The sequence below is a fragment of the Chryseobacterium sp. genome, assembly GCF_022869225.1.
Lineage (GTDB): Bacteria > Bacteroidota > Bacteroidia > Flavobacteriales > Weeksellaceae > Chryseobacterium.
The window spans coordinates 2,440,647-2,467,257 of record NZ_JALIHL010000001.1; the positions used below are offsets into that span (position 1 = coordinate 2,440,647).

The 26,611-nt window shown below is 39.9% G+C and carries 18 protein-coding genes and 1 pseudogene; 12 read left to right on the plus strand and 7 right to left on the minus strand.

Going from position 1 to position 26,611, the window contains the following annotated elements; all coding sequences use genetic code 11:
* Positions 1-16 precede the first annotated feature (16 nt).
* Positions 17-1,390, minus strand: coding sequence for a HAMP domain-containing sensor histidine kinase (locus MUW56_RS11445; protein WP_292013317.1), 1,374 nt, complete (start codon positions 1,388-1,390; stop codon positions 17-19).
* Entirely contained in the window at positions 1,387-2,073 is a 687-nt protein-coding gene (locus MUW56_RS11450) for a response regulator transcription factor (RefSeq protein WP_292013318.1), read from the minus strand. Before MUW56_RS11450 ends, MUW56_RS11445 begins: the two co-directional genes overlap by 4 nt.
* A gap of 237 nt (positions 2,074-2,310) precedes the next feature.
* Here MUW56_RS11450 and MUW56_RS11455 point away from each other — a divergent pair, with 237 nt between their 5' ends.
* From MUW56_RS11455 to MUW56_RS11465, 3 genes are read left to right on the plus strand one after another with little or no spacing between them, the layout of a single operon-like run.
* Positions 2,311-3,639, plus strand: coding sequence for a hypothetical protein (locus MUW56_RS11455; protein WP_292013319.1), 1,329 nt, complete (start codon positions 2,311-2,313; stop codon positions 3,637-3,639).
* Positions 3,640-3,651: 12 nt separating this feature from the next.
* A complete protein-coding gene (locus MUW56_RS11460; protein ID WP_292013320.1) occupies positions 3,652-4,071 on the plus strand; it encodes a Dabb family protein in 420 nt (139 codons plus the stop codon).
* Between the two features lie 21 nt (positions 4,072-4,092).
* On the plus strand, positions 4,093-4,572 hold the full coding sequence (locus tag MUW56_RS11465; protein ID WP_292013321.1) for a hypothetical protein: 480 nt from the start codon (positions 4,093-4,095) through the stop codon (positions 4,570-4,572).
* A 150-nt stretch (positions 4,573-4,722) separates the two neighbouring features.
* On the opposite strand, the gene fabF is transcribed toward MUW56_RS11465, so the two are convergent.
* From fabF to MUW56_RS11490, 5 genes are all read right to left on the minus strand, one after another.
* Positions 4,723-5,964 (minus strand): beta-ketoacyl-ACP synthase II, encoded by a 1,242-nt coding sequence (fabF, locus tag MUW56_RS11470; RefSeq protein WP_292013322.1) that lies wholly within the window; start codon positions 5,962-5,964, stop codon positions 4,723-4,725.
* A 202-nt stretch (positions 5,965-6,166) separates the two neighbouring features.
* Positions 6,167-7,435 carry an acetyl-CoA C-acetyltransferase gene (locus tag MUW56_RS11475; RefSeq protein ID WP_292013323.1) on the minus strand — a complete coding sequence of 423 codons (1,269 nt, stop codon included), beginning with the start codon at positions 7,433-7,435 and terminating at the stop codon, positions 6,167-6,169.
* A gap of 10 nt (positions 7,436-7,445) precedes the next feature.
* Complete coding sequence (locus MUW56_RS11480; RefSeq protein ID WP_292013324.1) at positions 7,446-8,051, minus strand: TetR/AcrR family transcriptional regulator; 606 nt, start codon at positions 8,049-8,051, stop codon at positions 7,446-7,448.
* A 116-nt stretch (positions 8,052-8,167) separates the two neighbouring features.
* Positions 8,168-8,587 (minus strand): OsmC family protein, encoded by a 420-nt coding sequence (locus MUW56_RS11485; RefSeq protein ID WP_292013325.1) that lies wholly within the window; start codon positions 8,585-8,587, stop codon positions 8,168-8,170.
* A gap of 85 nt (positions 8,588-8,672) precedes the next feature.
* Positions 8,673-9,539, minus strand: a complete 867-nt coding sequence (locus tag MUW56_RS11490; RefSeq protein WP_292013326.1) for an AraC family transcriptional regulator — start codon at positions 9,537-9,539, stop codon at positions 8,673-8,675.
* 199 nt (positions 9,540-9,738) lie between these two features.
* On the opposite strand from MUW56_RS11490, the gene MUW56_RS11495 reads away from it, so the two are divergent.
* From MUW56_RS11495 to MUW56_RS11535, 9 genes and pseudogenes are all read left to right on the plus strand, one after another.
* Positions 9,739-10,617 carry an AraC family transcriptional regulator gene (locus MUW56_RS11495; RefSeq protein ID WP_292013327.1) on the plus strand — a complete coding sequence of 293 codons (879 nt, stop codon included), beginning with the start codon at positions 9,739-9,741 and terminating at the stop codon, positions 10,615-10,617.
* 360 nt (positions 10,618-10,977) lie between these two features.
* The gene (locus tag MUW56_RS11500) at positions 10,978-13,938 is read left to right on the plus strand and encodes a SusC/RagA family TonB-linked outer membrane protein (protein WP_292013328.1); all 2,961 of its coding nucleotides are present in this window, start codon (positions 10,978-10,980) and stop codon (positions 13,936-13,938) included.
* 15 nt (positions 13,939-13,953) lie between these two features.
* Positions 13,954-15,582: a SusD/RagB family nutrient-binding outer membrane lipoprotein gene (locus MUW56_RS11505; protein WP_292013329.1), complete on the plus strand. Its 1,629-nt coding sequence runs from the start codon at positions 13,954-13,956 to the stop codon at positions 15,580-15,582.
* 156 nt (positions 15,583-15,738) lie between these two features.
* On the plus strand, positions 15,739-17,043 hold the full coding sequence (locus tag MUW56_RS11510) for an MFS transporter (protein ID WP_292013330.1): 1,305 nt from the start codon (positions 15,739-15,741) through the stop codon (positions 17,041-17,043).
* A 29-nt stretch (positions 17,044-17,072) separates the two neighbouring features.
* On the plus strand, positions 17,073-18,044 hold the full coding sequence (locus tag MUW56_RS11515) for a glycoside hydrolase family 130 protein (protein WP_292013331.1): 972 nt from the start codon (positions 17,073-17,075) through the stop codon (positions 18,042-18,044).
* Between the two features lie 122 nt (positions 18,045-18,166).
* A complete protein-coding gene (locus MUW56_RS11520; RefSeq protein WP_292013332.1) occupies positions 18,167-20,398 on the plus strand; it encodes a GH92 family glycosyl hydrolase in 2,232 nt (743 codons plus the stop codon).
* Between the two features lie 32 nt (positions 20,399-20,430).
* Positions 20,431-21,857: pseudogene (locus MUW56_RS11525) on the plus strand (glycoside hydrolase family 125 protein).
* 110 nt (positions 21,858-21,967) lie between these two features.
* Positions 21,968-24,121 (plus strand): endo-beta-N-acetylglucosaminidase H, encoded by a 2,154-nt coding sequence (locus tag MUW56_RS11530; protein ID WP_292013333.1) that lies wholly within the window; start codon positions 21,968-21,970, stop codon positions 24,119-24,121.
* Positions 24,122-24,177: 56 nt separating this feature from the next.
* Positions 24,178-26,568 carry an endo-beta-N-acetylglucosaminidase H gene (locus MUW56_RS11535; protein ID WP_292013334.1) on the plus strand — a complete coding sequence of 797 codons (2,391 nt, stop codon included), beginning with the start codon at positions 24,178-24,180 and terminating at the stop codon, positions 26,566-26,568.
* The last annotated feature ends 43 nt before the right edge of the window (positions 26,569-26,611 follow it).

Sequence of the window (26,611 nt, forward strand, 5' to 3'; positions counted from 1 at the left end):
GATTTGACTGCTTTTTTTATTTTTTGGAAGGAAATTCTATAGTAAATGTACTTCCTTTTGACACTTCAGAACAGACATCAAGTCTTCCCTGGTGAATTTCTACGATCCTTTTTACAATGGAAAGGCCAATGCCGTTTCCTTTTTCGTAGCTTTTATTAAGGCCGCGGTAGAACAGGTCGAAAATTTTTGACAGGTCCTGCTCTGAAATGCCGATTCCATGGTCTGCAAAGTGAATTTTTATACTTTGATGACCGGCTTCAATTTCTATATGAGCGCTTTTATCTCCAGAATATTTGCATGCATTTTCCATCAGATTTGAGAAGGCAACCTGCAGCAGATAAGGATTTCCGTGAAAATCATAATTGCTTTCGTCTTTATCTCCGTCTTTATCCATATAATTGATCCCGATCTTATAGTCTGCATTTTTTTGCAGCAGGGCCAGCTTGGCTTCTGCCAGAATTTCATCCAAACGCACGTTGACAAGACTGATCTGTGAAACATCATAGCTGGCACGGGCAAAATCTAAAAGGGCGGAAGACAGTTCCGAGGCGTCATTGGCGTCCTGCAATGCATTGTCAATAGAGAGTTTATAGTCGTCCAGGGTTACATTCAGCTCTTTGGCCAGTTCCAGTTCTGCAATCAAGGTTGAAAGCGGGGTGCGGAATTCGTGGGAAATCGTGGTGACAAACTGTTTATGGTTATTAAAAGATTTTTCCAGCCTGTTGAACGTGGAATTAAAGGTTTCGGTCAGTTCATAAATCTCATCTTTAGCCTTAGGGATATCCAGTCTTTTATTCAGATTATGCTCAGAAATATCACGGATCTGAAGGATAATGTCTTTTAAGGGTTTTAATGTATAATAGGAAAAAAGGAAGCCGATAATGAAAATGACCACGATAGAAATGATGTAAATGATCATGATGTCTTTCTTAAACTCTGCAATATGGGCTTTTCCCGTTACATCTACCGCGCTTCCTATGATATAGTATTTCTCGGCATTGGATTCAAATTTAATCGCAATATACTGGCGGTCGCCCTGCTGCCAGAAAATTCTGTTTTTATTGGTTTTAATGATCTGATCCAGGTATTTTTCATTGCTTTTCAGCGGCGGAATATCGGTAAATGTTAAATCTTTATGGCTGTTGTAAACACTGATATCAGCTTCATTCAGGAGCTTCTGATTACGCTGGTGAAGTTCACGGATCTTTTCGTCACTGATCTTCGCATCAAAAATAAATTCGGACCTCCAGATCACTTTATACCCCAAACGGTCGTTAAACTCATCCTCTCTGTTTTTCTCTGATACAAAATACAGGACATAGGCAAATAAAAAGAGAATACCTGCTGTAAGAATGGAGTAGATGAGAGCTGTTCTGGTAGCGATCTTCATAATTGTGAGGTAAAAATAAATCCGACACCCGGTTTGGTATGAATCAGTTTTCTGTTAAAATCTTTATCAATTTTTTTCCGGAGATAAGCAATGTAAACATCAATATAGTTGGTTCCCGTATCAAAATGATTTCCCCATACATTCTCCGCGATTTCTTCCCGGGTCAGTATTCTTTCGGCATTGGTCATCAGAAAAACAAGGAGTTTAAATTCTTTTGGGGTCAGATCAATTTCTTTGTTGCTTCGGAACACCCGGTTAAATTTTTTATCGACCTGCAGATCATCATACTCAAGATGGCTTAAGTATACTTCTTTGTTTTTGTGTGATCTCCGCTGTAGAATAGCCTTTATCCTGACGTAGAGTTCCCGTATTTCAAAGGGTTTTACCATATAGTCATCGGCTCCTGCATCAAATCCTTCAATTTTTTCATCAATCGTTCCTAAGGCGGTGAGCATAATGATGGGAAGGTCCGGATATTTTTGCTTGATGATTTTACTTAATTCTATGCCGTTCATTTTAGGAAGCATGATATCGGTAATGGCAAGATCAAACGTTATTTTATTCAGCAGAACAATGGCATCTTCGGCATCTTCCGAAATATAAACCTGATATTCCTGGCTTTCCAGCCCTCTTTTCAAAAGGCTTGAAACCCGGAGATTATCTTCTATAATTAAAACTTTCATATGAACATACTACATATTTAGGCTTTGTTTTTTAAAGGAAATGCAAGCTTTCAACAGGCTGATTTTCAGCTTTCCTCAAAGCCCTGTACAAAGGTATTTCATATTTTCTTTTTAAAAGAACGGATTCACTTTTTTAATAGTTTTCTATAGGGTTTCTAATAGATTTCTAATGACCATCCCGGATTTCCGGATCTAATTTTGTTCCGTTGAAACCAACAAAAGAGAAGAATAGAAAATATGAATACTAAATCTTTTAGAACCGGAATTGCTGTATTTTCCCTATTGGGGATGATGGGAAAATTAGAAGCTCAGAAAAAGAATGATTTTAATAATCCCGGACTGACGCATTATTTCAATGAGGAACATTCAAGATATATCTCCCTGAGCGGGTATGCAGAGTTGTGGGCAAGATATACACAGCTTAACCCCGGAAGTCTTGTTAATAATGAATCCAAATCGGATCTTTCAGACCTTTCCCTTCGCAGGGTACGGGTTAAAATGACCTATAAACCTACCGAGAAATTAATGTTTGTATTACAGGGCGGAACAACAAACGTGAATGTGAATGCAAAAGGAAGTAATTATTTTGACCTTTTGGATGCCTATGCCGAATATTCTTTTAATGATAAGATCGCTTTCGGTGCAGGACGTTCCACATGGAGAGGTCTTTCCAGATTTACGACCGGACCTTTAAATACTCTGTTATACGATCTTCCGGCCTATGCTACGTCCAATGCCGGTGCTACAGATTATACCGTAAGAGAGCTGAGTGCCTATATCAAAGGGCAGCTGGGAAAATTTGATTATCGTTTAGTCGTTGCAGATCCTTATACTATGGCCACGTCAGATCCGAAATTCAATGTGGCCTCTTTCAGCAAGAATTCTCCGGGAAAAGATTTCTCAGGCTATTTCAGATATGCTTTTCTGGATAAAGAAAATATTTCGACACCTTTTAATGCGGGAACTTATGTCGGCAAAAAGAATGTATTGAGCTTGGGTGCCGGGTTTGATTATATCCACAACGCATTATGGCATCAGGATGCCGGTAAGAATACGGTGAATGATGACATGAAAAGTTTTGCCGTAGATGTATTCTATGATGCGCCGCTTGACAAAGAAAAAGGAACTTCCATCAGTGCTTACGGTATGGCGATGCATAATGACTATGGCCCGAACTATATCCGCTATGTAGGAACCAATAATCCGGCGACTTCGGTAGATGTTGCCCAGGCAAGTCTTAACGGAGCGGGAAATGCCATGCCGGTTATCGGAACGGGAAATACTTATTATGTACAACTGGGAGGCACACTTCCTTATTTGAACAAAGAAAAGAAAAACCTCCAGCTTCAGCCCGCAGTAGGAATGCAGCTGTCCGACCTGAAAGGACTTCATGACCGTGCGGTGATCTACGATGCTGGAATATCCCTGCTGATGAACGGAATGTCTTCTAGATTAACATTTGATGCCCAAAACAGACCTGTTTATGCCAATGATGCAGCGAACAACGGAGTCGTCTCTGATAGAAAATGGCAGTTTGTACTGAAATATAGAATTGATTTTAATTAAAAATAAATTACAATGGAAAGACGAAAATTTTTATTCCGGTCATTACAGGCTTCCGCCCTGCTTCTGATTTCAGGAAACGGGTTAGCCTCTGCCTTACCAATGTTTAACCCCGCAAAAAAGAAAAAAGTGTACTTTCATTATTTATTGTTCTGGCTTAGAAAAGATCTCCCGGAAGCTGAGGTTAAAGAATTTGAGAAGTTTTTTGAAGGCCTTCAAAAACTTCCTTATCAGAAAAACCTTCGTTATGGAAGGCCTGCAGATTCTACCCCGAGAAATGTTTTAGATAATACATTTACTTATAATGCTTCTATGGAGTTTGACAGTTTAGAAGAACTTGAAGCGTATGGAAAACTTCCTGAACACCTTGCCCTGGTCCAGAAATATAAACCATTCTTCGAAAGAATGCAGGTTCATGATACTGTTTACAATTAAAAATAAAAAATTAAATTTATAATGAAAAATTTTATTAAAGGCTTAAGCCTTGTTTTAGCATTAAGCACCGTAGGACTTATGAATGCACAACATAAAAACCATAAAAATGTAAGGGTCACTCCGGAAACATCCACAGATTTTATCCCTGCGATAAGATTGGTTAATAATCCTGATGGCTCATGTAGTTTTGAAAAAGGAAAAATTCCCACGTTGAAACATATGAACACCACGACCTTCTGGATGAGTAACAAGACGGAAGAATGGGAGAAAAATGCACACCCTGCACCCAGAAGACAGTATGTAATTACCATCAAAGGCAATATCAGGTTTAAAGTAACTGACGGTTCTACATTTATGATCAAGCCGGGAACGGTTCTTTTGGCTGAAGACCTTAAAGGAAGCGGACACAGCTGGGATATGGTGAAAAGTAAAGAGTGGGAGAGGCTCTATATTCCGATAGCAGAAAATGCAGATGATTTTTTCATCCCGGATGCACCGTAGTGTTGATAATTCCTCTTTTGAAGAGGTTATATAGGTTCGTTATGTTTGAAGCAGTCATTTTTGGCTGCTTTTTACTTGTGGTAAGGATACAATAAAAATCCCTGTAGGGGTAAACTTACAGGGATTTGGAATTATTTTATTTCAGATTGATTACCTGAACTTTTTGAAAACCAATGTTGCATTATGTCCTCCAAAACCGAAGGCATTACTTAAAGCAAAGTTGATGTCTTTTTCCTTTGCTTCCCCAAATACAATATGGATATCCTGAGGAATATTCTCATCGATATGGTGAAGATTGATCGTCGGAGGGATAATACCATTCTGAATCGCTTTAATGGAAAGGATAGCTTCCACAGCACCTGCAGCCCCCAGTAAATGCCCGGTCATGGACTTTGTGGCACTGATATCAAGATTTTTACTTCCTTTAAATGCATTATTGATTGCTTTTAATTCAATGATATCTCCTATTGGAGTTGAAGTTGCATGCGGGTTGACGTAGTCAATATCTTCAATATTAGCGCCTGCTTCTTTGACCGCCAATTGCATTGCTTTGATGGCTCCCACTCCATCCGGATGAGGGGCCGTCATGTGATAAGCATCTGCTGTCATGGCAGCTCCGGCTAATTCTGCATAAATTTTGGCTCCTCTTGCCCTGGCGTGTTCATATTCTTCAAGTACCAGAGCTCCGGCGCCTTCTCCCATAACAAAACCGTCTCTTTCTGCATCATAAGGACGGCTGGCAGTTGCAAAATCATCATTTCTGGTAGACATAGCCTTCATAATTGAGAAGCCCCCGATGGAAGCCGGCGTAATAGCCGCTTCAGACCCTCCGCTGATGATTATCTTCGCTTTTCCCAGACGGATATAGTTGAAAGCATCCATCAAAGCTGTATTTCCTGTGGCACATGCAGAAACAGTCGTATAATTGATTCCCTGCAGCCCATATTTCATGGAAATCATTCCCGATGCCATATTGGCGATGAACTTAGGCACGAAAAACGGATTGAAACGAGGCGTACCGTCGCCCTGTGCGAAATCCATCACTTCTTTTTCAAAGGTCCACATACCGCCCTGCCCTGTACCCCAGATCACTCCGGTATCGAACGGGTCCATTTTTTCAAATTCCAGACCGGAATCTTTAACCGCTTCTGCGGATGCATACATTGCGTATTGAGTGAACAGGTCACTTCTTTTAATTTCATTATGGGTCAGGAAAGTTTTCGGATCAAAATTTTTGACCTCACAAGCAAACTTTACCTTAAATTTTTCTGTATTGAAATGGGTGATTAAACCAGCCCCACTGACTCCATTAATACTATTTTGCCAAAAATCTTCGACATTATTTCCCAAAGGCGTCACTGCGCCTAAACCTGTAATGACAACTCTTTTCATATTTAGTTACTAATTTTAAACAGATTAGATTTTCATGTGGTAACTCTGTTGGCTTACCCATGTTCCACTTTACTGCGTTCTTTTATCATTTAGTTTCCGCCTGCAATATTATCAATTTTCTTTCGCTATCGCCCTATAATGAGCTGTGTTATTTGCAGCATAATAAAAATGATCTTAAAAAACGCTATTTTATTTTATGATATTACTTCTCCAGGATCATGGTAACTCCCTGGCCGCGGGCTGCACAAATGGACACAAAACCTTTTCCGCTTCCTTTTTCATGAAGTAATTTTGCCAAGGTCGCGATGATTCTTCCGCCAGTTGCTGCAAAGGGGTGGGCGGCTGCAAGACTGCCTCCTTTCACATTCAGTTTACTCCTGTCAATCTTTCCCAATGCTTTTTTCAATCCAAAACTTTTTGCAAGATCTTCATGTTCCCAGATTTTTATCGTGGCCAGGACCTGGGCTGCAAAAGCCTCATGAATTTCATAATAATCAAAATCTTCAAGCCTCATCCCGGCTTTAGTAAGCATTCTCTCTGCCGCAAAAACAGGCGCTAAAAGTAAGTTATGCTGATCTTTAACATATTCTATCCCTGCTAATTCTGAAAAAGTGATGTAGGCCAAAACGGGGAGATTGTTTGCTTTTGCCCATTCTTCACTCGCTAATAAAACGGCTGAAGCACCATCTGTAAAAGGAGTTGAGTTTCCTGCCGTTAAAGTCCCGTTTTGTTTATCAAAAGCCGGCTTTAGCTGTGATAACTTTTCTAAACTGGTATCCCTGCGCAGATTATTGTCCTTATCTAAACCAAAAGCAGGAGTGATCAGATCGTCAAAAAATCCATCATCATATGCTTTGGCCATGTTTTGATGGCTTTTAAAGGCAAGCTCGTCCTGTTCTTCCCGTGAAATATGATAATATTTTGCTGTAATTTCAGTATGCTCTCCCATTACCAGCCCGGTTTTGGGCTCCTGCCCTTTGTAGGGGATCGGCATCCAGTCTTTCAGCTTCGGGCTTAATAAATGTTTTAATTTGCCCAATGCAGATTTTTCTTTATTGGCTTTTAGCAAGGCTTTTCTCAAATTTAGGGAAGATTCAAAGGGGATATTGCTCATGGCTTCCACTCCGCATGCGATGCCACTTTCTATCTGGCCCAGGGCAATTTTGTTTCCAATATAAACCGCTGCTTCTATACCTGTATCACAGGCTTGCTGAAGATCACAGGCCGGAGTGGCAGGATCAAGAGAGGTATTCATTACGGTTTCCCTGATGAGGTTGCTCTCGGAAATATGTTTGATGACGGCGCCACCGGCAACCTCTCCAAGAAGTTTATCCTTTAAATGATAACGTTCTATCAATCCATTGAGGGCAGCCGATAATAGCTCCTGGTTTCCTTGCTCTGTGTAAGCCGTATTCATTCTGGCAAATGGGATTCTGTTGTATCCTACAATAGCCACTCTTTTTGTTTCCATAAGATGAAATTTATGATGGAAGAATAGTTAATTCATGGTCAATCATGCTGGTAATTTTATCTAAGGCGTGATTCAGGAAACTTGGGTTGCCCATCGTTTTTGAAAGAAGGATTCCCCCTTCAATCAACATAATGAACAGTGATGCATACTGGTCTGCATTTGCATTTTTATTGATCTCCCCATTGTTCTGCCCCTGAAGAATAGCCGCTTCTATTTTTGTCATCCACAGATGAAAAGATCTTTTGACCTGGTCTTTAAGGGCAGGAAAAGAATCATCAGCTTCTGTTGCCGCGTTCAGCAGCGGGCAGCCTCCATTTGAAAAAACAAACTGCCAGTTTTTTCTGTAAAAATCTACAAAAGCATGAAGCTTATCCACAGAAGCAGGATATTCATCTCCAAAAGAACGATTGATCGTTTTGCTTAATAATCCTGCATTGTATTTATATACTTCAATGGCTACTTCGTCTTTATTTTCAAAGTTTCCGTAAATACTTCCTTTCGTTAAGCCGGTTACCTGTGTAATGTCTGACAGTGACGTGGAAATATACCCCTTTGTATTGAACAAGGTAGCTGTTTTCTCAATAATGTGCTGTTTGGTTTTTTCTGCCTTCGACATGATAAGTAGTTAAATAGAATGCAAATATACAAAAATATACCAGTCGGTATATTTTATTTTAAAATTAAATCTGAGCTTTAGGATAACTCAGATTTAATCTGTCATGAGTTGTCTTCTTACGGGACTAAAGTAGTGTTCAAGGTAATCTCAAAGTTGAAAGCGGCACTCACAGGACATCCTTCTTCAGCGATTTTAGCAAATTTCTGGAATTCTTCTTCTGAAATTCCCGGAACCTTAGCGGTTAATGTCAATTCAGATTTTGTGATTTTTCCAAGGTTAGGATCAAGAGTGATTACAGAGGTTGTTTTTAATTCTTCAGGATTATAACCTGCCTGGGAAAGTTCTGCATCTAATTTCATTGTGAAGCATCCGGCGTGGGCTGCAGCCAGTAATTCTTCGGGATTGGTTCCTACGCCGTCAGCGAAACGGCTGTTGAAGGAGTATTGAGTTTGGTTTAATGTTGTACTTTGAGTTGTTAAATGACCTTTACCTTCTTTGATGGTACCGTTCCAAACGGCTGTTGCGTTACGTCTCATAATGTTTGTTTTTTGTTTAATATTGATTGATTTTGATGGTACAAAGATATGTAGGGAGTTGGCCGGATTCAATAGATAAAAAGGATTAAATATTGTACTTTTTTCCCGAAATGTAATTTTTTTTAAAATTTGCGGGCGTGCTTCCCGTTTTATTGGTGAAAAGCCGGTTAAAATAGGCCGGATCTTCATATCCCAGGTCATAGGCTATTTCTTTGACGGGTTTATCTGTATAAAAAAGTAATCTTTTGGCTTCCAGTAAAATTCTGTTGATAATAAATTGGTTGGGAGAATCCAGGTGCAGGCTTTTAAATCTATGGGTTAAAGTCTTCGGAGCAATGTGAAGCAGTTCAGCGTAATCGGCTACGTTATGTTTTTCTCGGAAATGAATTTCCAGAAATCTGCTGAAGTCCCTGAAGATATCAAGCTCGCTGCCGGGGATTTTTATAAGGTCATTATCCAGATTTTGTCTTTTCCATTTTCTGGTTGCTCTGATAATGATCTGCTTTACATAGGTCCTGATCATCTCTTCTGCGGAAGCTTCTTTCCACTCAAGCTCGTCTTTGATGTTCTGAAACAAATCCTGAATGAGTTTTGTTTCCGTATCTTCCAGTTCCACAAAAGGGATTTCAAAGACATTATGAAAAAGGAGACCATCACAGGCCACTTCTTTATCATGAATCTGGATACAGTAGAAATCCCTGTTATAGTAGAGCAATACAGATTTTTCTTTTCCCTTTTGTATACTCAAATGTTGATTGGTGAGAAAGAACAGAGAGGGTTTTTGTGTTATATAATGATTGAAATCTATGGTAAGCTCATATCCCGGAGGAAAGAAGAAAACTTTAATATCCGATCTGAACTGATTCCCGTGAATGTTTTCCAGATTTTCTTCTGAGAATATTTCCAGTCCGAGTCTTTTATAGTGATCTTCAAAAATAAGCTGTTGTGGCATTCCTTAACTTTATTTAAAGATACAAAAAAGCATGATTTCAAACAGCGTACATTATTCAGGTGATCCTTTATTCCCGGCTCCTGCTTGAATTATCAATGAAAAAAAATCAAAAATATGTTTTTACATTGATATTATTTTATCAAATTTACAAAGATTTGTACTGCGACTTATATTTTAACCTTTTTTCAAAACTGCCTGTATGAGCGAATTAGAAAATATTCTGAGAGAAATAACTCCACTATCTCCTGAGGACAGTTTTCTTGTATTTGACAGGATCAAAGCTTCGTTTGATTTTCCCTACCATTACCATCCGGAAATTGAAATTAATTTTGTTTATAAAGGAAAAGGATACCGCAGGATGATAGGTGACCATACGGGAGAGATCGGGAATATAGAACTCGTACTGGTGGGGCCCAATCTACCGCATTGCTGGGCGAATTACAGATGTAAAAACAGAAAGACCCACGAGATCACCATACAGTTCAATCAGGATTTCTTTAATCAGTCGATGATGCAGAAAAATATCCTGAAACCCATCAATAATCTGATGAAAGATTCTATCAGGGGAATTTTGTTTTCAACTGAAACAGCCGAAAAATTAAAAGATTCATTTCTCAACCTGTCAAAAATGAACAGTTTTGAGTCTTTCATAGAGATTATGAAGATCCTTAATGAATTGGCCATTGCAGAAAATAAAATACTTTTATCATCCTACAGCATAGAGCTGGAAACTTTTGTTGATAATGATAAAATGAAAATTGTTCATGATTTTGTGCATAAAAATTTTGAAAACAAAATAACGCTGGACAAAGTGGCTTCACTGGTGAATATGAGCAATGTGACCTTCAATAGGTTCATTAAAAAAAGAACGGGCAAAACTTTTATCAATTATCTTAATGAAATAAGAATCAGCTATGCTACGCGCTGGCTGATGGAAAAGAATCTTACTGTTTTTGAAATTGCTTTTGAGGCCGGGTTTAATAATATTGCCAATTTTAATAAGGTCTTTAAGTCGATCAAAAAAACAACTCCAACAGAATTTAAAGATCAATTTAAAGGGATTAGAAAAATTGAATAATTCCTTCCGTAAAAATATTTTTTTCAAAATCCGGGTCCGTAGTCCGGATTTATTTTGCGTGAAAAGTTAAAATAAATCCCATTTTTATAGTGTTCAGGTGAGCTTGTATATGCTTTTTAATCAGCAGGTTATTGGCTTTTAAATAAAATTACTGAAAAAATAATATCGTTTTATGATAAAATAGTATTATATCGGACTGCCAACAAAATTTAGATTTGTTAATGTGAATTAAATCTTAACAAAACTTTAAATAATTTAATACATAAACTGCAAAATATTGCTAAAAAAATAACGGAATTTTTGTATTGAAATATAAAGTAATGTGATTGATTCTCAATTAAATCTAACTAATCTACACCTATGAGAAAAGCAGTTATACCGATTTTATTAGTTTTTTCCCTTTCTGCATATGGACAGGAGAGGAAAGCGGCCGACACCACCAAGACAACCGATATCCAGGAGGTGGTGGTTACTTCTTTGGGGATAAAAAGACAGGCCCGATCTTTGACATACTCCAGCCAGCAGATTGGCGGGGATGAGCTGACAGAAGTGAAAACTCCCAATCTTTTAAATTCTATCAATGGGAAAGTTTCCAACGTGCAGATCAATAGAACTAATGGTGTAGGAAGTTCCGTAAGGGTGATCATGAGAGGTAACAAGTCTGTATCCAATAGCCAGCCATTGTATGTAATCGACGGAATTCCTATTATCAATGAAGCCGGAAAAGCTCCGAACATCAGCCAGTATTCCAATATGCCGGACACCGGAGATGTACTGAGTTCCATCAACCCTGATGATATTGAAAGCATCAATTTTCTGAAGGGGGCATCAGCATCAGCTTTGTACGGTTCTGCCGGAGGTAACGGGGCGATCTTGATTACAACCAAAAAAGGACGTGCAGGAAAGAGCTCTATCACATATAGCACCAGCCTTACAGTGGATCGTGCATACAGCCTTCCAAAATTGCAACACAGTTATTTGTCTTATGATCCGGCAGTTCCTAACCAGGCTCCGGGAGAGTCTATAAGCAGCTGGGGCGCGAAAGGAGCTTCCAAAGATTATCTTAAAGATTTTCTGCAAACCGGTACAACATGGGTCAACAGCCTTTCCTTTCAGTCAGGAAATGAAAAATCAACAAGTTATTTTTCCGTTGGGAATACGACCAATAAAGGAGTGGTTCCACTATCCTATTTTGATCAGTATAATGTATCCTTCCGGAATTCAAGCAAATTCCTTGATGACAGGCTGACATTAGATGCTAACTTTATTGGGTCTTTGCAGGAAAGTAAAAACAGACAGACACCAGGGGCTTCTTTTTCTCCTTTAGTGAGCATGTACTGGCTGCCAAGAGGAGTAGATTTTGATCAGTACGGTGCGGATAATTATTCTTATCTTAATAAAACAAGGCTGCTGCCTGCACAAAACTGGTGGGAAATAAGACCGGACGGTACCTTTAAAGGAAACCCGGAAACGCAGAATCCATACTGGATTTTGAACAGAAATCCGGTTACCGTCAGTAATAAAAATACATACAGTGCCCTTTCCTTATCTTATCAGATCAATCCGTGGCTTATTGCAAGGGTACGGGGAAATTATAGCTGGAACTCTTCAGACAGCCAAAGGGATATTTCAGCTTTTTCAGCTCCCAGCCTTCTGGCCAACGGAGCCAATGGACGGATCCTTAAAAATGTATACGAAAATTCTTCTACTTACGGCGATGTTTTGCTAATTGGTAGCCCTAAGCTGAGTGAGTCTATCTCTTTAGACTTTACCGTGGGAGGAAGTATCAATACGACAAGAAATAAAGTGACCCAAATTGATAATGCTTATCTGGCAAACCCCAATTTGTTTACACTGAATAACCTGCAATGGAATGTGGACAGAAATCCCGGTGACGGATACCACAATATCTATTGGAATATGAAAAAACAGGTCCAGTCGGTTTTTGCAAGTGCTTCCGTAGGGTACAAAAATATGTTTTATGTAGATATGACGTTCAGGAATGACTGGGATTCTACATTAGCTTTAACGGGAAGAAACGGTTTTGATTATGAGTCGGTAGGAGCGAATGCTATTCTATCCTCTGTTTTCAAACTTCCGGAAGTAATTAATTTCTGGAAAGTAAGGGCATCTTATGCTACAGTAGGTTTAGGGTTGCCGGCCAACCTGTCCAATGCGATGGTAGAATATTATAAAGCTTATTCATATGGAGTAGATGCCGGAACTATTGTGTATCCTAAGAGTTCATTTGTAACCGCTGAGGGGTATGAAAAACTATTCCCAAAACCGGAACTTAACAAAACGTTTGAGGCAGGTACCGAATTGAGACTGTTCAATAATAAATTAAATTTTGATATTACCTATTATAACTCCAATGCTACCAATCAGCTGTTGGAGACAGCAATCTCTTCCAATTTAGGAGGGATTCCTTCCGGGTCGTACTACATCAATGCAGGAAAAATCCAAAATACAGGTTTTGAAGCTTCTTTATCTTACAAAATCTTTGATACGGAGAAATTTGGATGGACAACTACATTGAACGGATCGGCCAATAAAAATAAGATTGTTGAATTATTCCCATCCAGTATCAGTATTCCTCAAGACCAGCTATTTGCGTTGACAGGCGGTGGAGATTATACAAAACTTAAATTAGGGGGATCTTTTGGAGATATCTATGGAATTAAATATCAAAGAGATGATCAGGGACGTATTCTGGTGGATGAAAATGGAGTGCCGTTGGCAACGACTGGTAATCCGGGATACCTTGGTAATCCCAACCCTAAATTTATTTTAGGTTTCAATAATGCTTTTAATATTGGTAAACTGGGAATTTCTTTTCTTATTGATGGAAAATTCGGAGGGCAGGTGCTTTCCCTTACTGAAAAAGCGAATGATTTATATGGGGTAAGTAAGTCTTCTGCAGAGGCAAGGGATGCCGGTGGAGTCTCAATTGCCAATGCTGTATATGCCCCGGGAACACCACAGGCAGGAACGGCTTACAACGGAAAAACAGATGCAAAAGCATATTATACTGCTATCGGCGGGATAACCAACGGGACCGGAATTGATGAAGCTTATATGTATAGTGCAACAACAGTCCGTTTACGCCAGGCTTCTATTTCATATACTTTTGACATTAATTCAAAATATATGAGAAATGCAACGGTAAGCCTTGTGGGAACGAATTTGTTCTTCTTCTATAAAAAAGCGCCGTTTGATCCTGAGCAAGTATCCGGAAATACACCAGGCGGGGTAGGGGTAGATTCATTTGGATTACCGATTACCCGATCTATCGGATTATCATTAAAGGCTAACTTCTAATCTTACTGTACGAAAATGAAAATCATTAATATTAAAACATTAGTATTTGGAGCAGCAGTATTATTTTCTGCTTCCGCATGCACCAGCGATCTTGATCAGATTAATCAGGAAAAGCTGGGGGGACCTGAGAACTTTTATGCAGATTTCATAGCCATTGTTAATCCATTGAAATCTATACAGAGAGGATTGCAGGCTGACTATCAGCTGTACCCTAACCTAAGTGCAGATATGTACAGCGGGATGTTTAGTACGGCATCCCAATTTAACGGCGGGAAAAATAATCTTACCTATTATATGATGGATGGATGGAATAACAGAATTATTGCAAGACAACAGGATATCTTCAATTATTCTATCACCATTGATAATGCAGCTAAAAATAACTATCCGGGGATCGATTTTACGGCAACATTTGCCGTAAAGAAAATACTGAAAATAATTACGGCTGCCAGAGTTTCAGATAATCATGGCCCAGTAGTGTACAGCAAATATGAAACCCCGAATGCAAACGGAGTTACTGACTTTGATTCTCAGCAGGATGCATACAATTATTTTATCAAAGATCTTACTGCCGCTATTTCTGATCTGGAAAAAGTAAAAAATACTTCCGCTACGCAAAATGTAGAAGATAAATCTACATTACAAAAGGCAGATTTGGTCTATCACGGAAATATTACACAATGGGCAAAGCTTGCGAACTCTCTTAAGCTGAGACTGGCGATGAGAATGAGCTATGCTGATCCTGCAAAATCAAAACAATATGCTGAAGAAGCTCTTACTTCATCCGCAGGCCTGATTACAGACAATGCTGACAATGCGCTGATCAGTGTAGGACAGTCTGAACTGAGTTTTATTATTTATTCTTGGGGAGATTGTATGATAGGTGCCCCTTTGATGGCCTATATGAACGGATATAATGACCCGAGACTTCCAGCCTATGCGATTCCTGCAACAGATACTGATGTTAAAGGTAAATATATAGGCATTAGACAGGGAATTGACCTGTTAAACGGGAAAACGACGTATGGTGGATTTTCTCAGCCACAGGCAAAATCTGCCAATGGAGATTATTTTTCCGGAACTGATGGTAAAATGAAACTGTTTACTGCCGCCGAGACCTGGTTCCTGAAGGCTGAAGCAGCTTTGAAGGGATATTCAGGAGCTGGCGATGTACAGACAGCTTATGAAACAGGGGTCCGTCAATCTTTTGGAGAATGGGGAAAAAGTGGAGATGTTGCTGCGTATCTTGCCAATACAACAGCTACTGAGGCTCCTTATATCGATCCGAAAAATGCAGCCAATAATATCAATGCAGGAGATGCTCAATTGAGCACCATTACCATCGCATGGAATAATAATGATTCTACCGAAAGAAAATTAGAAAGAATTATTACCCAAAAATGGCTGTCACTTTATCCAAACGGGCCGGAAGCCTGGGCAGAGCAAAGAAGAACGGGTTACCCTGTCCTTTTCAAAGTAAGAAAAAATGACAGCGGCGGATTGATCAGTACAGACGGAATGATAAGAAGAATTCCGTTCACTACAGATACCAAGAACTCACTTTATAATTATAAGCAAGCCATACAGACACTGAGCGGACCGGACAACGGAGGTACTAAGTTATGGTGGGATAAGAAATTATAATGCATCAGCATCACTCAAACACAGAGGCATCTCAAAATCAGATTTTTATTTGATTCATTCAGGCGGAGGTAAATCTCCAAAAAATTTATAGTTTCGTTTTAAGCCGGAATGAACTTTTGGGATGTTCTCTTTTATTTTAGAATCTTATTTTTAAATATGGGAAAAAACAACTCCGGAACCCGTCGGATCCAGCCGATTCTTTGGATATCCACATTATATTTTGCAATGGGGGTTCCCTTTGTAACCATTAATGCCGTTTCCGGGATCATGTATAAGGATATGGGAATTTCGGATTCACAGATCACATTCTGGACGGCCTTTATTATGCTCTCCTGGACCTTAAAACCTCTTTGGAGCCCTTTCCTGGAGATCTATAAAACCAAAAAATTCTTTGTTGTTTTTACCCAGTTTGCCATAGGAATTCTGTTTGCTTTGATCGCTTTAAGTTTGCCTTTACCCGGCTTTTTTAAATACAGTATTGCCCTTTTTGCTGTCATTGCATTTTGCGGAGCCACTCACGATGTGGTAGCAGATGGAACGTATATAGGTTTCCTTACCAATAAAGAACAGGCAAGATATATCGGATGGCAGGGAGCTTTTTACAATCTTGCCAAGATCATTAGCAGCGGGGCATTAGTTTATTTTGCCGGATTTTTAGAAAAAACAAAAGGAGTTACCCATGCCTGGATGATCATTATGGTGATTTATGCTTTGCTTTTTTTCATACTGGCCGTTTATCATTATCTGATTTTGCCAAAGGAAAATAAAGAAGAGGACGGGAAAGATGGGAAAACTGCTGGAAATATTCATAAAGAACTGCTGGAGGTCATTACCTCCTTCTTTACAAAACGGAATATCGTATGGTCTGTATTGTTCATTATTCTGTACCGTTTTGCTGAAGGTTTTGCAATCAAAATAGCACCCTTGTTTTTTAAAGCACCAAGAACTTCGGGTGGACTAGGACTGTCTACATCAGATATTGGACTTATTTATGGGACCTATGGCTCTGCGGCATTCATTTTAGGATCTGTACTTGCCGGGTACTTTATTTCGGCCCGCGGACTGAAGAAATCACTGATATGGCTGTGTTGTGCATTCAATATTCCATTTGTGGTATATGCATTACTGGCCTACTATCAGCCGGCAGACCTTTTACCTGTAGGAGTTGCTGTCGTGGTGGAATATTTTGGATATGGGTTCGGTTTTGTGGGGCTCATGCTGTATATGATGCAGCAGATAGCACCGGGAAAACATAAAACGGCCCATTATGCATTTGCAACAGGAATTATGAATCTTGGGGTGATGATCCCCGGAATGTTCAGCGGGATGATCAGTGACTGGATCGGATATAAGATGTTCTTTATCTGGGTACTGATTGCTACCATTCCCGCATTTATCGTGACGTTATGGGTTCCGTTCCCGTATTCAGAAAATCAGAAAGAAGAATCAATCAATTATTAAACAAAATTAAATAAAAGTAAAAATACTTTATGACAGCTCAATCAGTAATGATCCCTTGGCAGGATCGCCCGGAAAGTTGCAGCGATATCATGTGGAGGTTTTCCGAAAACCCGATCATTAACAGATATGCCATACCAACGTCCAACAGTATATTCAATAGCGCCGTAATTCCTTTTGAGGATGGCTTTGCAGGGGTATTCCGTTGTGATAACAAAGCGGTACAGATGAATATTTTTGCGGGCTTCAGTAAGGATGGGATCAATTGGGATATCAATCATGACCCTATAGAAATGAAGGCAGGAAATACCGAGATGATAGAATCTGATTACAAATACGATCCCCGCGTTACCTTTATAGAAGACCGCTATTGGATTACATGGTGTAACGGGTATAACGGGCCTACCATCGGGATTGGTTATACCTTTGATTTTAAAGAATTCTTCCAGTGTGAAAATGCATTTCTGCCATTCAACAGAAACGGAGTTCTCTTTCCTGAAAAGATCAATGGTAAGTATGCGATGTTGAGCCGTCCAAGTGATAACGGACATACGCCTTTCGGAGATATTTATATCAGCTATAGTCCTGATATGAAATATTGGGGAGAGCACCGTTGTGTGATGAAAGTAACACCTTTTGAAGACAGTGCATGGCAGTGTACAAAGATCGGTGGCGGCCCTGTCCCTATAAAAACACAAGAAGGATGGCTTCTTTTCTACCATGGGGTGATCAATACATGCAGAGGGTTCCGGTATTCTATGGGAGCAGCATTGCTTGACCTTGAAGATCCTTCCAAAGTATTGTACAGAACCAAGCCTTATCTGCTGGCTCCGGCAGAGCTGTATGAGCTTACAGGAGATGTTCCCAATGTGGTTTTCCCTTGTGCAGCACTGACAGAAGGAGATAAAGTAACTGTATATTATGGCGCTGCTGATACGGTAGTTGCCATTGCGTTTGGATATATTTCAGAAATTATTGATTTCATGAAAAAGAATTCAATCTAAATGATGTAAAAAGTTTAAAAAGATGTTGGCCAGTTTAATTTCTCTACTTATTGGGATCTTTGTTATGGTTTTCATATTTTTAAACCATCTTTTAACCTAATAAAAACACGATATCTCTCATCATGAAAAAAGAATTGTTTATTTATTTTTTTTCGGCCCTGCTTTCTACGGCTAATGCTCAACAGCATAAGGATGATATTTTGTCCTGGGTAGATCCGTTTATTGGAACCGGAGGGCATGGCCATACATTTCCGGGGGCTACCACACCCTTCGGGATGATCCAGCTAAGTCCGGATCAGAATACCAAAAGCGGAGATTGGGACTGGTGCTCAGGATACCATTACAGCAGTAAGACGATCATGGGGTTCAGCCATAATCACCTTAGCGGAACCGGATGGGCAGATCTTGGAGATATTCTGGTGATGCCTACGGTGGGCCAGGTAAAGATGCTTCCAGGGTCAGAAGAAAAGCCGGAAACAGGGTACCGCTCAAAATTCAGTCATGAAAAAGAAACTGCAGCCCCGGGATATTATTCCGTGATGCTTGACAGTTATGGAATCAAGGCCGAGCTTACCGCTTCTCCAAGAGTAGGATTTCATAAATATACGTTTCCGAAAAGTGATGAGGCCAATATCATCATAGACCCTACCAATAAGATCTTTGGAGATATTTATCATACACTGGTCAGCGTAGAAGGCAATAACAAAATAAAAGGATACTGCTACAGTAACGGCTGGGGCGGTAAACGCTTCGCTTATTTTGTGATGGAGTTCTCGAAACCGTTTAAATCCTATGGAGTATATGCCGAAGGAAAAATAAAAAATAATGAAAAAATAGCTTTGGCAAAAGATGCAAAAGCTTTTGTAAGATTCTCAACAGAAAATAATGAAAGCATTGAGGTAAAAGTTTCTTTATCTCCTGTAAGTATTGAAAATGCACAGGGGAATTTTGATGCCGAGGCCGGCAATGTAGATTTTGCAAAAGCTAAAGAAACTGCACAAAAAACGTGGAGAGATCTTATCGGCAGATTTCAGGTGACCGGAGGTACGGATAGCCAGAGAAAAATTTTCTATACCGGGGTTTATCATACATTTATTGCTCCCAATCTTTATATGGATACGAACGGAGACTATGTGGCGGCTCAGGAGAATATGAATACCAAGTGGTTTACCAACTACAGTACTTATTCTTACTGGGATGGATTCAGAGCTACCCATCCGTTGCTTACCATTATGGATCAGAAACATACCAAAGAATTTGCCAATTCCCTGATCAGCAGATATACAGACCGTAAAGATCATATGCCGATATGGGAACTGTGCGGGTATGACAATTTCTGTATGCTGGGTTATCACAGTGTATCTGTCATCTGGGATGCTATTTCTAAAGGAGTACCGGGTATAGATCAGGAGAAAGCTTTTGCGGCAATGAAAGATGCTTCTTTAACGGATAAAATGAGCAGCAGTGATGGTGGCGGGGGCCTTAATGAATATATCAAATTCGGATATAACCCCTCAGAAAACGGAGCTTCTGTTTCCGCTACCCTGGAATATGCCTATGATGACTGGTGTATTCAGCAGCTGGCAGAAAAACTGGGTAAAAAAGAAGAAGCTGAGGTATATAAGAAACGTTCCATGAACTTCCTTAATACCTTTAACAAAGAAAACAATCACTTCTGGCCAAGACAGAAAGACGGGAAATTCTTACCGGATTTTGCATTGAATGACTGGAAAAAATTACAGCCGCACTGGGTTTCCGGAAATATCTGGGCTTATGATTTTTTTGTTCCGCATCAGATTGATGAAATGATGAACCTGTACGGCGGGAAAAAAGGATTTGAAGAAAAGCTGGACAAAACTTTTACCGAAGCTCTTAATATGCAGGGAGAACAGCATGTTGATATCTCAGGATTCATTGGCTCTTTAGGATTTGGGGATGAGCCCGGGCATCATGTTCCGTATCTGTACAATTATGCAGGAAGCCCCTACAAGACGCAGAAAATGGTAAAATATATCCGTGATAATATGTATGCTGCAAAACCGGATGGAATCGTTAATAATGAAGACTGCGGGCAAATGTCGGCATGGTATATTTTCTCTTCACTGGGATTCTATCCCGTGACTCCCGGTAAACCTGTTTATGCAATTGGTGCACCTCAGTTTCCAAAGGCTTCCTTGAAACTGGAGAATGGGAAAACCTTCACCGTAATTGCAGACAAAATATCCGATAAGAATATATATGTACAGAAAATGTTCCTGAACGGAAAGGAATACAAAAGCTGGGAATTGAATCACAGTGATATTATGAACGGTGGAGAGCTGAGATTTGTAATGGGAAATAAACCTGTAAAATAAGACTAATACAAAATAAACGAAACAAAGTATCAATGGAAAGGAGAAATTTTATTAAAACAAGTGCACTGGCAGGAGCCGGATTGCTGTTTACTCAAAATGTTTTTGCAAAAAACCTGGTTACAGAGGATTTTCCCGTGGTCCGGGTTCCTAAAATAAAAGACATTTTACCAGTGAATCGGTAGAAAGTGCCATTGCTGCTTTCCAAAAGAAAGTTAAAAATAAAGAATTGAGCTGGCTTTTTGAAAACTGTTTTCCCAATACATTAGATACGACTGTTTTTTACAGTGAAGCCAACGGAATTCCGGATACCTATGTGATTACAGGGGATATTGATGCCATGTGGCTTCGCGATAGTTCTGCCCAGGTTTTCCCTTACCTGCAGTTCTCGAAAAAAGATGAAAAGCTTCACAAGCTTATTTCAGGGGTGATTCATAAGCAGACAACATTCATTCTTAAAGATCCTTATGCGAATGCATTCTATAATGATGACCAAAAGATAAGCAAGTGGAAAGAATATGACCATACCGATATGAAACCGGGAACCCATGAAAGAAAATGGGAAATAGACTCTCTGTGTTATCCTATCCGCCTGGCATATCATTTCTGGAAAACAACAGGAGATACCAAACCTTTCGATGCCAATTGGCTGAAGGGAATTAAACTTACCCTGCAGACCTTTACAGAACAGCAGAGGAAACATGATCTTGGTCCTTACAAATTTGAACGTACGACGGCTTGGGCGACGGATGGAGTTCCTATGGGCGGATATGGCTATCCGACGAAACCGGTTGGGCTTATCAGTTCTATGTTCCGTCCAAGTGATGATGCTACGATCTATGGATTTCTGATCCCTTCCAATTTATTTGCGGTAGTAAGTCTGCGCCAGGCTGCGGAAATGGTTTCCCAGATTAAAAATGAAAAAATATTGGCCCAACAGCTGAACAGCCTTGCTGATGAGGTAGATGCAGCCATTAAAAAATACGGAATTTACAATCATCCGGAATTTGGAAAAATATATGCTTTTGAAGTAAATGGCTTCGGAAGTTATAACCTGATGGATGATGCGAACTGCCCAAGTCTGTTAGGACTGCCTTATCTGGATGCGGTAAAAGCGGATGATCCTGTTTATCTGAATACAAGAAAATTTGTGTGGTCAGAAAATAACCCGTTCTTTTTCAAAGGTAAACTGGCAGAAGGCATAGGAGGTCCGCATATCGGACTTGATATGATCTGGCCGATGAGTATCATTATGAAAGCACTCACTACAAAAGACAAAAGTGAGATCAGATGGTGTATAGATACCTTACAGAAAACGCACGGCGGGACAGGCTTTATGCATGAATCCTTCCATAAAGACAACGACAAAAAGTTCACCAGAGAATGGTTTGCCTGGGCGAATACTTTATTTGGAGAATTATTATGGAAAACCTTTAATGAAAATCCGGATCTGCTGACATAGACCACCATTTTATATTGCCCTTTATTTGAGGTATTTTTCTTTAAAAAGAATGATACCCGGGGAAGGCTGTATAAAATTTCAACACCAAAACAACACCAAAAAATAGTACAATGAAAAAAAAATCCATCTTTATTACGCTGATTGCACTTATTTTTCAGTCAGGTTCTCTGTTTAACGCACAGCAGCTTAATCCCGTAGGAATATGCTATGTGGAAGTCAATAACAACAATATCCTGAATGCAGGCGCGTACAAATTGCAGACTTCGAATAATTACCTGTTCAATGTGGTGAATATTTTTGCTGCTAACATTAATTACGATACCGGCCGAGGCAGACCCTATCTGTATAGTAATAACAATGTTACCAAAATACTTACTAATGCCGATACCTACATCAAACCGCTTCAGCAAAAAGGGATGAAAGTGGTATTAACCATTCTGGGAAATCACCAGGGAGCAGGAATATGTAACTTTCCAACCCGCGAGGCAGCAAAAGATTTTGCATTGCAGCTTGCTCACACTGTAAACACTTACGGTTTAGACGGGATTGATTTTGATGATGAATATTCTGAATATGGGAAAAATGGGACAGGACAGCCCAATGACAGTTCTTTTGTGATGCTGATACAAGAATTAAGAGCCCTGCTGCCGGATAAAATCATTTCATTCTATTATTACGGAGATGCCGCTTCAAGGCTTTCCTGGAACGGATACAGGGTAGGAGATTATATCAACTACAGCTGGAATGCGATGTACGGAACATTCTCCGCTCCAAATGTTCCGCCACTTACCAAAGCACAGATTTCTCCTGCAGCGGTTTGGATGGGAAATACTTCTAATTCTACAACAACCAGCCTTGCTACCCAAACCAAGAACGGAGGGTACGGATTGTTTCTTTGGTATGATCTTCATGGAACCAATGAGACCGCCCAGCTTTCAGCAGGAACTCAGACATTATATGGACAGCCAACGGTTCTAAGCGAAACTTTACAATCATGGACGCAAGGGGTAAACTGTGATGCTCCTATCGGACTATACACAAGCAACCTTACAGGGACAAGTGCAAAACTGAACTGGTCTGCAGTAGGAACAAACACCTATGATATTGATTATAAACCTGCTTCCTCTACAACATGGACGAATGTAGCATCAGCACTTAGTGCTACTTCTGTAACTGTTTCCGGATTAACAGCCAGTACAGATTACGACTGGAGAATCAGAACAAACTGCAGTGTGAAAAGTGCTTATATGTTTGCCCCAAGATTTAACACAGGTTCAGGTACAGCGCCTACAGGCTCTTACGCTCTTTCTCTGGATGGAAGCAGCGAATCGGGAGCTGCCGGAAATATGAATCTAAGCGGTTCAGCATTATCGTTTGAAGGCTGGATCAAACCATCATCTTTCAAATCCGCATCCCCCTATATTTCATCAATCATGGGAACGGAGGTAAGCGACAGCAATTCTGCATTCTTACGATTAGGAGATGCTAACCTGGCTAATAATAAGATTCAGTTTGTAGTAAGTATTAATAATGTACAGCAAAAACTGGCTTCTGCAACGGCTTTAAATGCCAATACCTGGTATCATGTTGCTGCAACCTATGATGGGGCTGCTATGAAACTTTACATTAACGGTGTTCTGGATGCGAGCAAAGCACAGACAGGAAGCGTGAATTCGACCGGAGCGTTCAATGTAGGCTATTTATACAATACTTCCAGAAACTTCAATGGTAAAATAGATGAGGTAAGAGTTTGGAAACGTGCATTGAGCCAGACGGAAATCAGCCAGAATATGTGTAATGTATCCGTTCCTGCCTCTTCTCTTGCAGCTTACTGGAAATTTAACGACGGAAGCGGTTCTACAGTTCAGGATACCTCCGGGAATGGAGTGATTTTAACATTAACGGGTGTTGATGCTTCCAATTGGGGAACAGATGTACCATGTGCAACAGGCAGTTCACTATTAGCAAGAACTGCAGGAAGCCAACAGGCAGTAAGTGCGGGACGGATAGGCATAAAGAATCAAATAAAATTATATCCGAATCCGGTAAGCAAATCTTCATCACTTACAGTTTCTGTTCCCGATAAATACAGCAGAGGAAAATTAACGGTTTATGATTTTAACGGAAGAATAATAGATACCAAAACAATGAATGCAGGAGATTTCCATTATGATTTGTCTGCACTTTCAGTAGGGAACTATATCGTTCAGTTTGAATCTCAGGATGGAAGCCTGAAACAAACAGAGAAATTAATTGTAAAATAATAAAGCAGATTATTGGGCTGCGGCCCAATAATTTTATTATTAAAAATAAATATAGAATGAAAAATAAATATTTTTTAATCCCTTTGATGACACTGATGCTTCAGACTGCCCCATTGCTTAAAGCACAACAGCTTAATCCACTGGGAGTCTGCTATGTAGAAGTGAATAACAATAACCTATTGAATACAGGTTCCTATACGTTGCAGAATACCAACAGACAGCTTTTTGATGTGGCCATTATTTTCGCTGCCAATATCAATTATGATGTTTCCAAAAGCAGAGCCTACATTTCAAACAATAACAATGTTACCAAAGTACTGAACGATGTGAATACCTATGTGAAACCTTTACAGCAAAAGGGGATCAAGGTGTTACTGGATCTTTTGGGAAACCATCAGGGAGCAGGGATTTCTAACTTCCCTAACAGAGAAGCGGCGAAAGACTTTGCTTTACAGATTGCCAATACCGTTTATACTTACGGCTTGGATGGGGTAGACCTGGACGATGAATATGCTGATTATGGAAATAACGGAACAGGACAACCAAATAGCAGCTCTTTTGTCATGCTATTGCAGGAACTTAAAGCAGCAATGCCTGATAAATTGATCACATTCTATTATCTGGGGCCGGCAACTTCAAGACAAAGCTACAATGGAGACCAGGCAGGAAACTATATCAATTACAGCTGGAATGCTTACTATGGTACATACAGTGCCCCGAATGTTCCGCCTCTTGATAATACTAAGCTTTCTGCTGCTGCAACCTGGATCAATAATACATCCACTTCTACACTTTCAACATTGGCTACCAATTCAAAAAATGACGGCTATGGAGTATTTATGTGGTATGACCTGCCGGGAACGAACATGGCGGGTTATTTAAGTACAGGATCAAATATCCTTTATAACGAAAATACACAGTTAACCGGACAGCTTTATTCATGGGCCCAGGGACAAACCTGTGATCCGCCGCTGGGGCTGGAAGTCACTCATGTGACGGGGACTTCTGCTAAGCTGAACTGGACCTCCAACAGCTCCCAATCATACAATATTGATTATAAACCTGCCCTTTCAACGGTTTGGATCAATGGGGCAAGCAATTATTCAGGAAACAATGTGACGATCAATAACCTTACCCTGAATACGGATTACGACTGGAGAATACAGTCCAACTGCTCTCCTACATTAACAAGTACATACCTTTTTGCACCCAGATTTAATTCCGGAAACGGATGTGCAACACCTTCCGGCCTGAAATCAGGAAATTACCTGGGAAATACAACCCAACTGACATGGGATGCGGGAAATGCAACTTCCTATACATTGCAGTATAAGACAACAGCTGCTGCAACATGGTCTGAAATTCAGAACATTACAGCCAATACTTATTCCCTGCAAAATCTGACTCCCAATACAAACTATGTATGGAAAGTACAGTCAGCATGTAATGGGGGAACCACAAGTACCTATTCGGGAGAGGGAGCATTTAACAGTGGCTTTACTCCGGTTACAAGCCCCGGTCCAAGATCACTTGCTTTCAACGGAAGCACGAACTACCTTAATGCAGGACCGTTTGACCTGAGCGGAAATGCTTTGACATTTGAAGGCTGGGTAAAAGTAAATTCATTTAAAACCGCTTTCCCTTATATTTCATCAGTGCTTGGTATTGAAGTAGGAGATAACAACTCGGCTATGCTTAGATTCGGTGACGGAAATCTGGCGAATAACAGACTTCAGTTTATACTGAGCTTCGGATCGTCACAGGTAAAACTGAACAGTGCTTCTTCGCTTAATACAAAGACATGGTATCATCTGGCTGCAACGTATGACGGAGCATCTATGAAGATCTATATCAATGGAACCCTTGATGCAAGTGTATCTGTGACAGGCAGTTTTACAGCAAACGGCATTCTTTACCTGGCAAGAAATTATGATAATTCCCGTGCACTGAATGGTTCTCTGGATGAATTCAGAGTCTGGAAAAAAGCATTGACTGCGCAGGAGATCCTGGATAATAAATGTAATGTTGCTGCAGGATCAGCAGGGCTGGAAGCAAACTGGAAAATGGATGAAGGCAGTGGTGTTGGGGCCTTAGATGCCACTTCAAACACGCACTTTGCAACCCTTGTGAATATGACAGATACCAACTGGAAAACAGATGTACCCTGTACTTCGTCTCTGTCTGTGAAAGATGCTGAATCTGTAAAAGAGAGCAGGATTTATCCAAACCCTGTGAAAAGAGGAAATGATATTCATTTTACAATCGGTGACCGCTCTGCCAGCGAAGTGTCATTGTACGATGCCTCAGGAAAATTATATAAAAAACAGAAGCTTAATCAAAATAATAACGTAGTGAATACACAGGATTTCATCAGCGGTACTTATATTTACAACATTATATCCGCAGATAATAAAGTAGTAGCATCCGGTAAAATAATCGTAAAGTAAAATACAGATACTAAGGCTGTTATCTGAAAAATAAGATAAGGCC

What these genes read in the sequence shown, in the direction of transcription:
- MUW56_RS11530 (WP_292013333.1), top strand. Translation starts at nt 21,968, where the DNA reads ATGAAAAAAAAATCCATCTTTATTACGCTGATTGCACTTATTTTTCAG.
- MUW56_RS11460 (WP_292013320.1), top strand. Translation starts at nt 3,652, where the DNA reads ATGGAAAGACGAAAATTTTTATTCCGGTCATTACAGGCTTCCGCCCTG.
- MUW56_RS11505 (WP_292013329.1), top strand. Translation starts at nt 13,954, where the DNA reads ATGAAAATCATTAATATTAAAACATTAGTATTTGGAGCAGCAGTATTA.
- MUW56_RS11515 (WP_292013331.1), top strand. Translation starts at nt 17,073, where the DNA reads ATGACAGCTCAATCAGTAATGATCCCTTGGCAGGATCGCCCGGAAAGT.
- MUW56_RS11500 (WP_292013328.1), top strand. Translation starts at nt 10,978, where the DNA reads ATGAGAAAAGCAGTTATACCGATTTTATTAGTTTTTTCCCTTTCTGCA.
- MUW56_RS11510 (WP_292013330.1), top strand. Translation starts at nt 15,739, where the DNA reads ATGGGAAAAAACAACTCCGGAACCCGTCGGATCCAGCCGATTCTTTGG.
- MUW56_RS11520 (WP_292013332.1), top strand. Translation starts at nt 18,167, where the DNA reads ATGAAAAAAGAATTGTTTATTTATTTTTTTTCGGCCCTGCTTTCTACG.
- fabF (WP_292013322.1), bottom strand. Translation starts at nt 5,964, where the DNA reads ATGAAAAGAGTTGTCATTACAGGTTTAGGCGCAGTGACGCCTTTGGGA.
- MUW56_RS11445 (WP_292013317.1), bottom strand. Translation starts at nt 1,390, where the DNA reads ATGAAGATCGCTACCAGAACAGCTCTCATCTACTCCATTCTTACAGCA.
- MUW56_RS11450 (WP_292013318.1), bottom strand. Translation starts at nt 2,073, where the DNA reads ATGAAAGTTTTAATTATAGAAGATAATCTCCGGGTTTCAAGCCTTTTG.
- MUW56_RS11535 (WP_292013334.1), top strand. Translation starts at nt 24,178, where the DNA reads ATGAAAAATAAATATTTTTTAATCCCTTTGATGACACTGATGCTTCAG.
- MUW56_RS11475 (WP_292013323.1), bottom strand. Translation starts at nt 7,435, where the DNA reads ATGGAAACAAAAAGAGTGGCTATTGTAGGATACAACAGAATCCCATTT.
- MUW56_RS11455 (WP_292013319.1), top strand. Translation starts at nt 2,311, where the DNA reads ATGAATACTAAATCTTTTAGAACCGGAATTGCTGTATTTTCCCTATTG.
- MUW56_RS11485 (WP_292013325.1), bottom strand. Translation starts at nt 8,587, where the DNA reads ATGAGACGTAACGCAACAGCCGTTTGGAACGGTACCATCAAAGAAGGT.
- MUW56_RS11490 (WP_292013326.1), bottom strand. Translation starts at nt 9,539, where the DNA reads ATGCCACAACAGCTTATTTTTGAAGATCACTATAAAAGACTCGGACTG.
- MUW56_RS11480 (WP_292013324.1), bottom strand. Translation starts at nt 8,051, where the DNA reads ATGTCGAAGGCAGAAAAAACCAAACAGCACATTATTGAGAAAACAGCT.
- MUW56_RS11495 (WP_292013327.1), top strand. Translation starts at nt 9,739, where the DNA reads ATGAGCGAATTAGAAAATATTCTGAGAGAAATAACTCCACTATCTCCT.
- MUW56_RS11465 (WP_292013321.1), top strand. Translation starts at nt 4,093, where the DNA reads ATGAAAAATTTTATTAAAGGCTTAAGCCTTGTTTTAGCATTAAGCACC.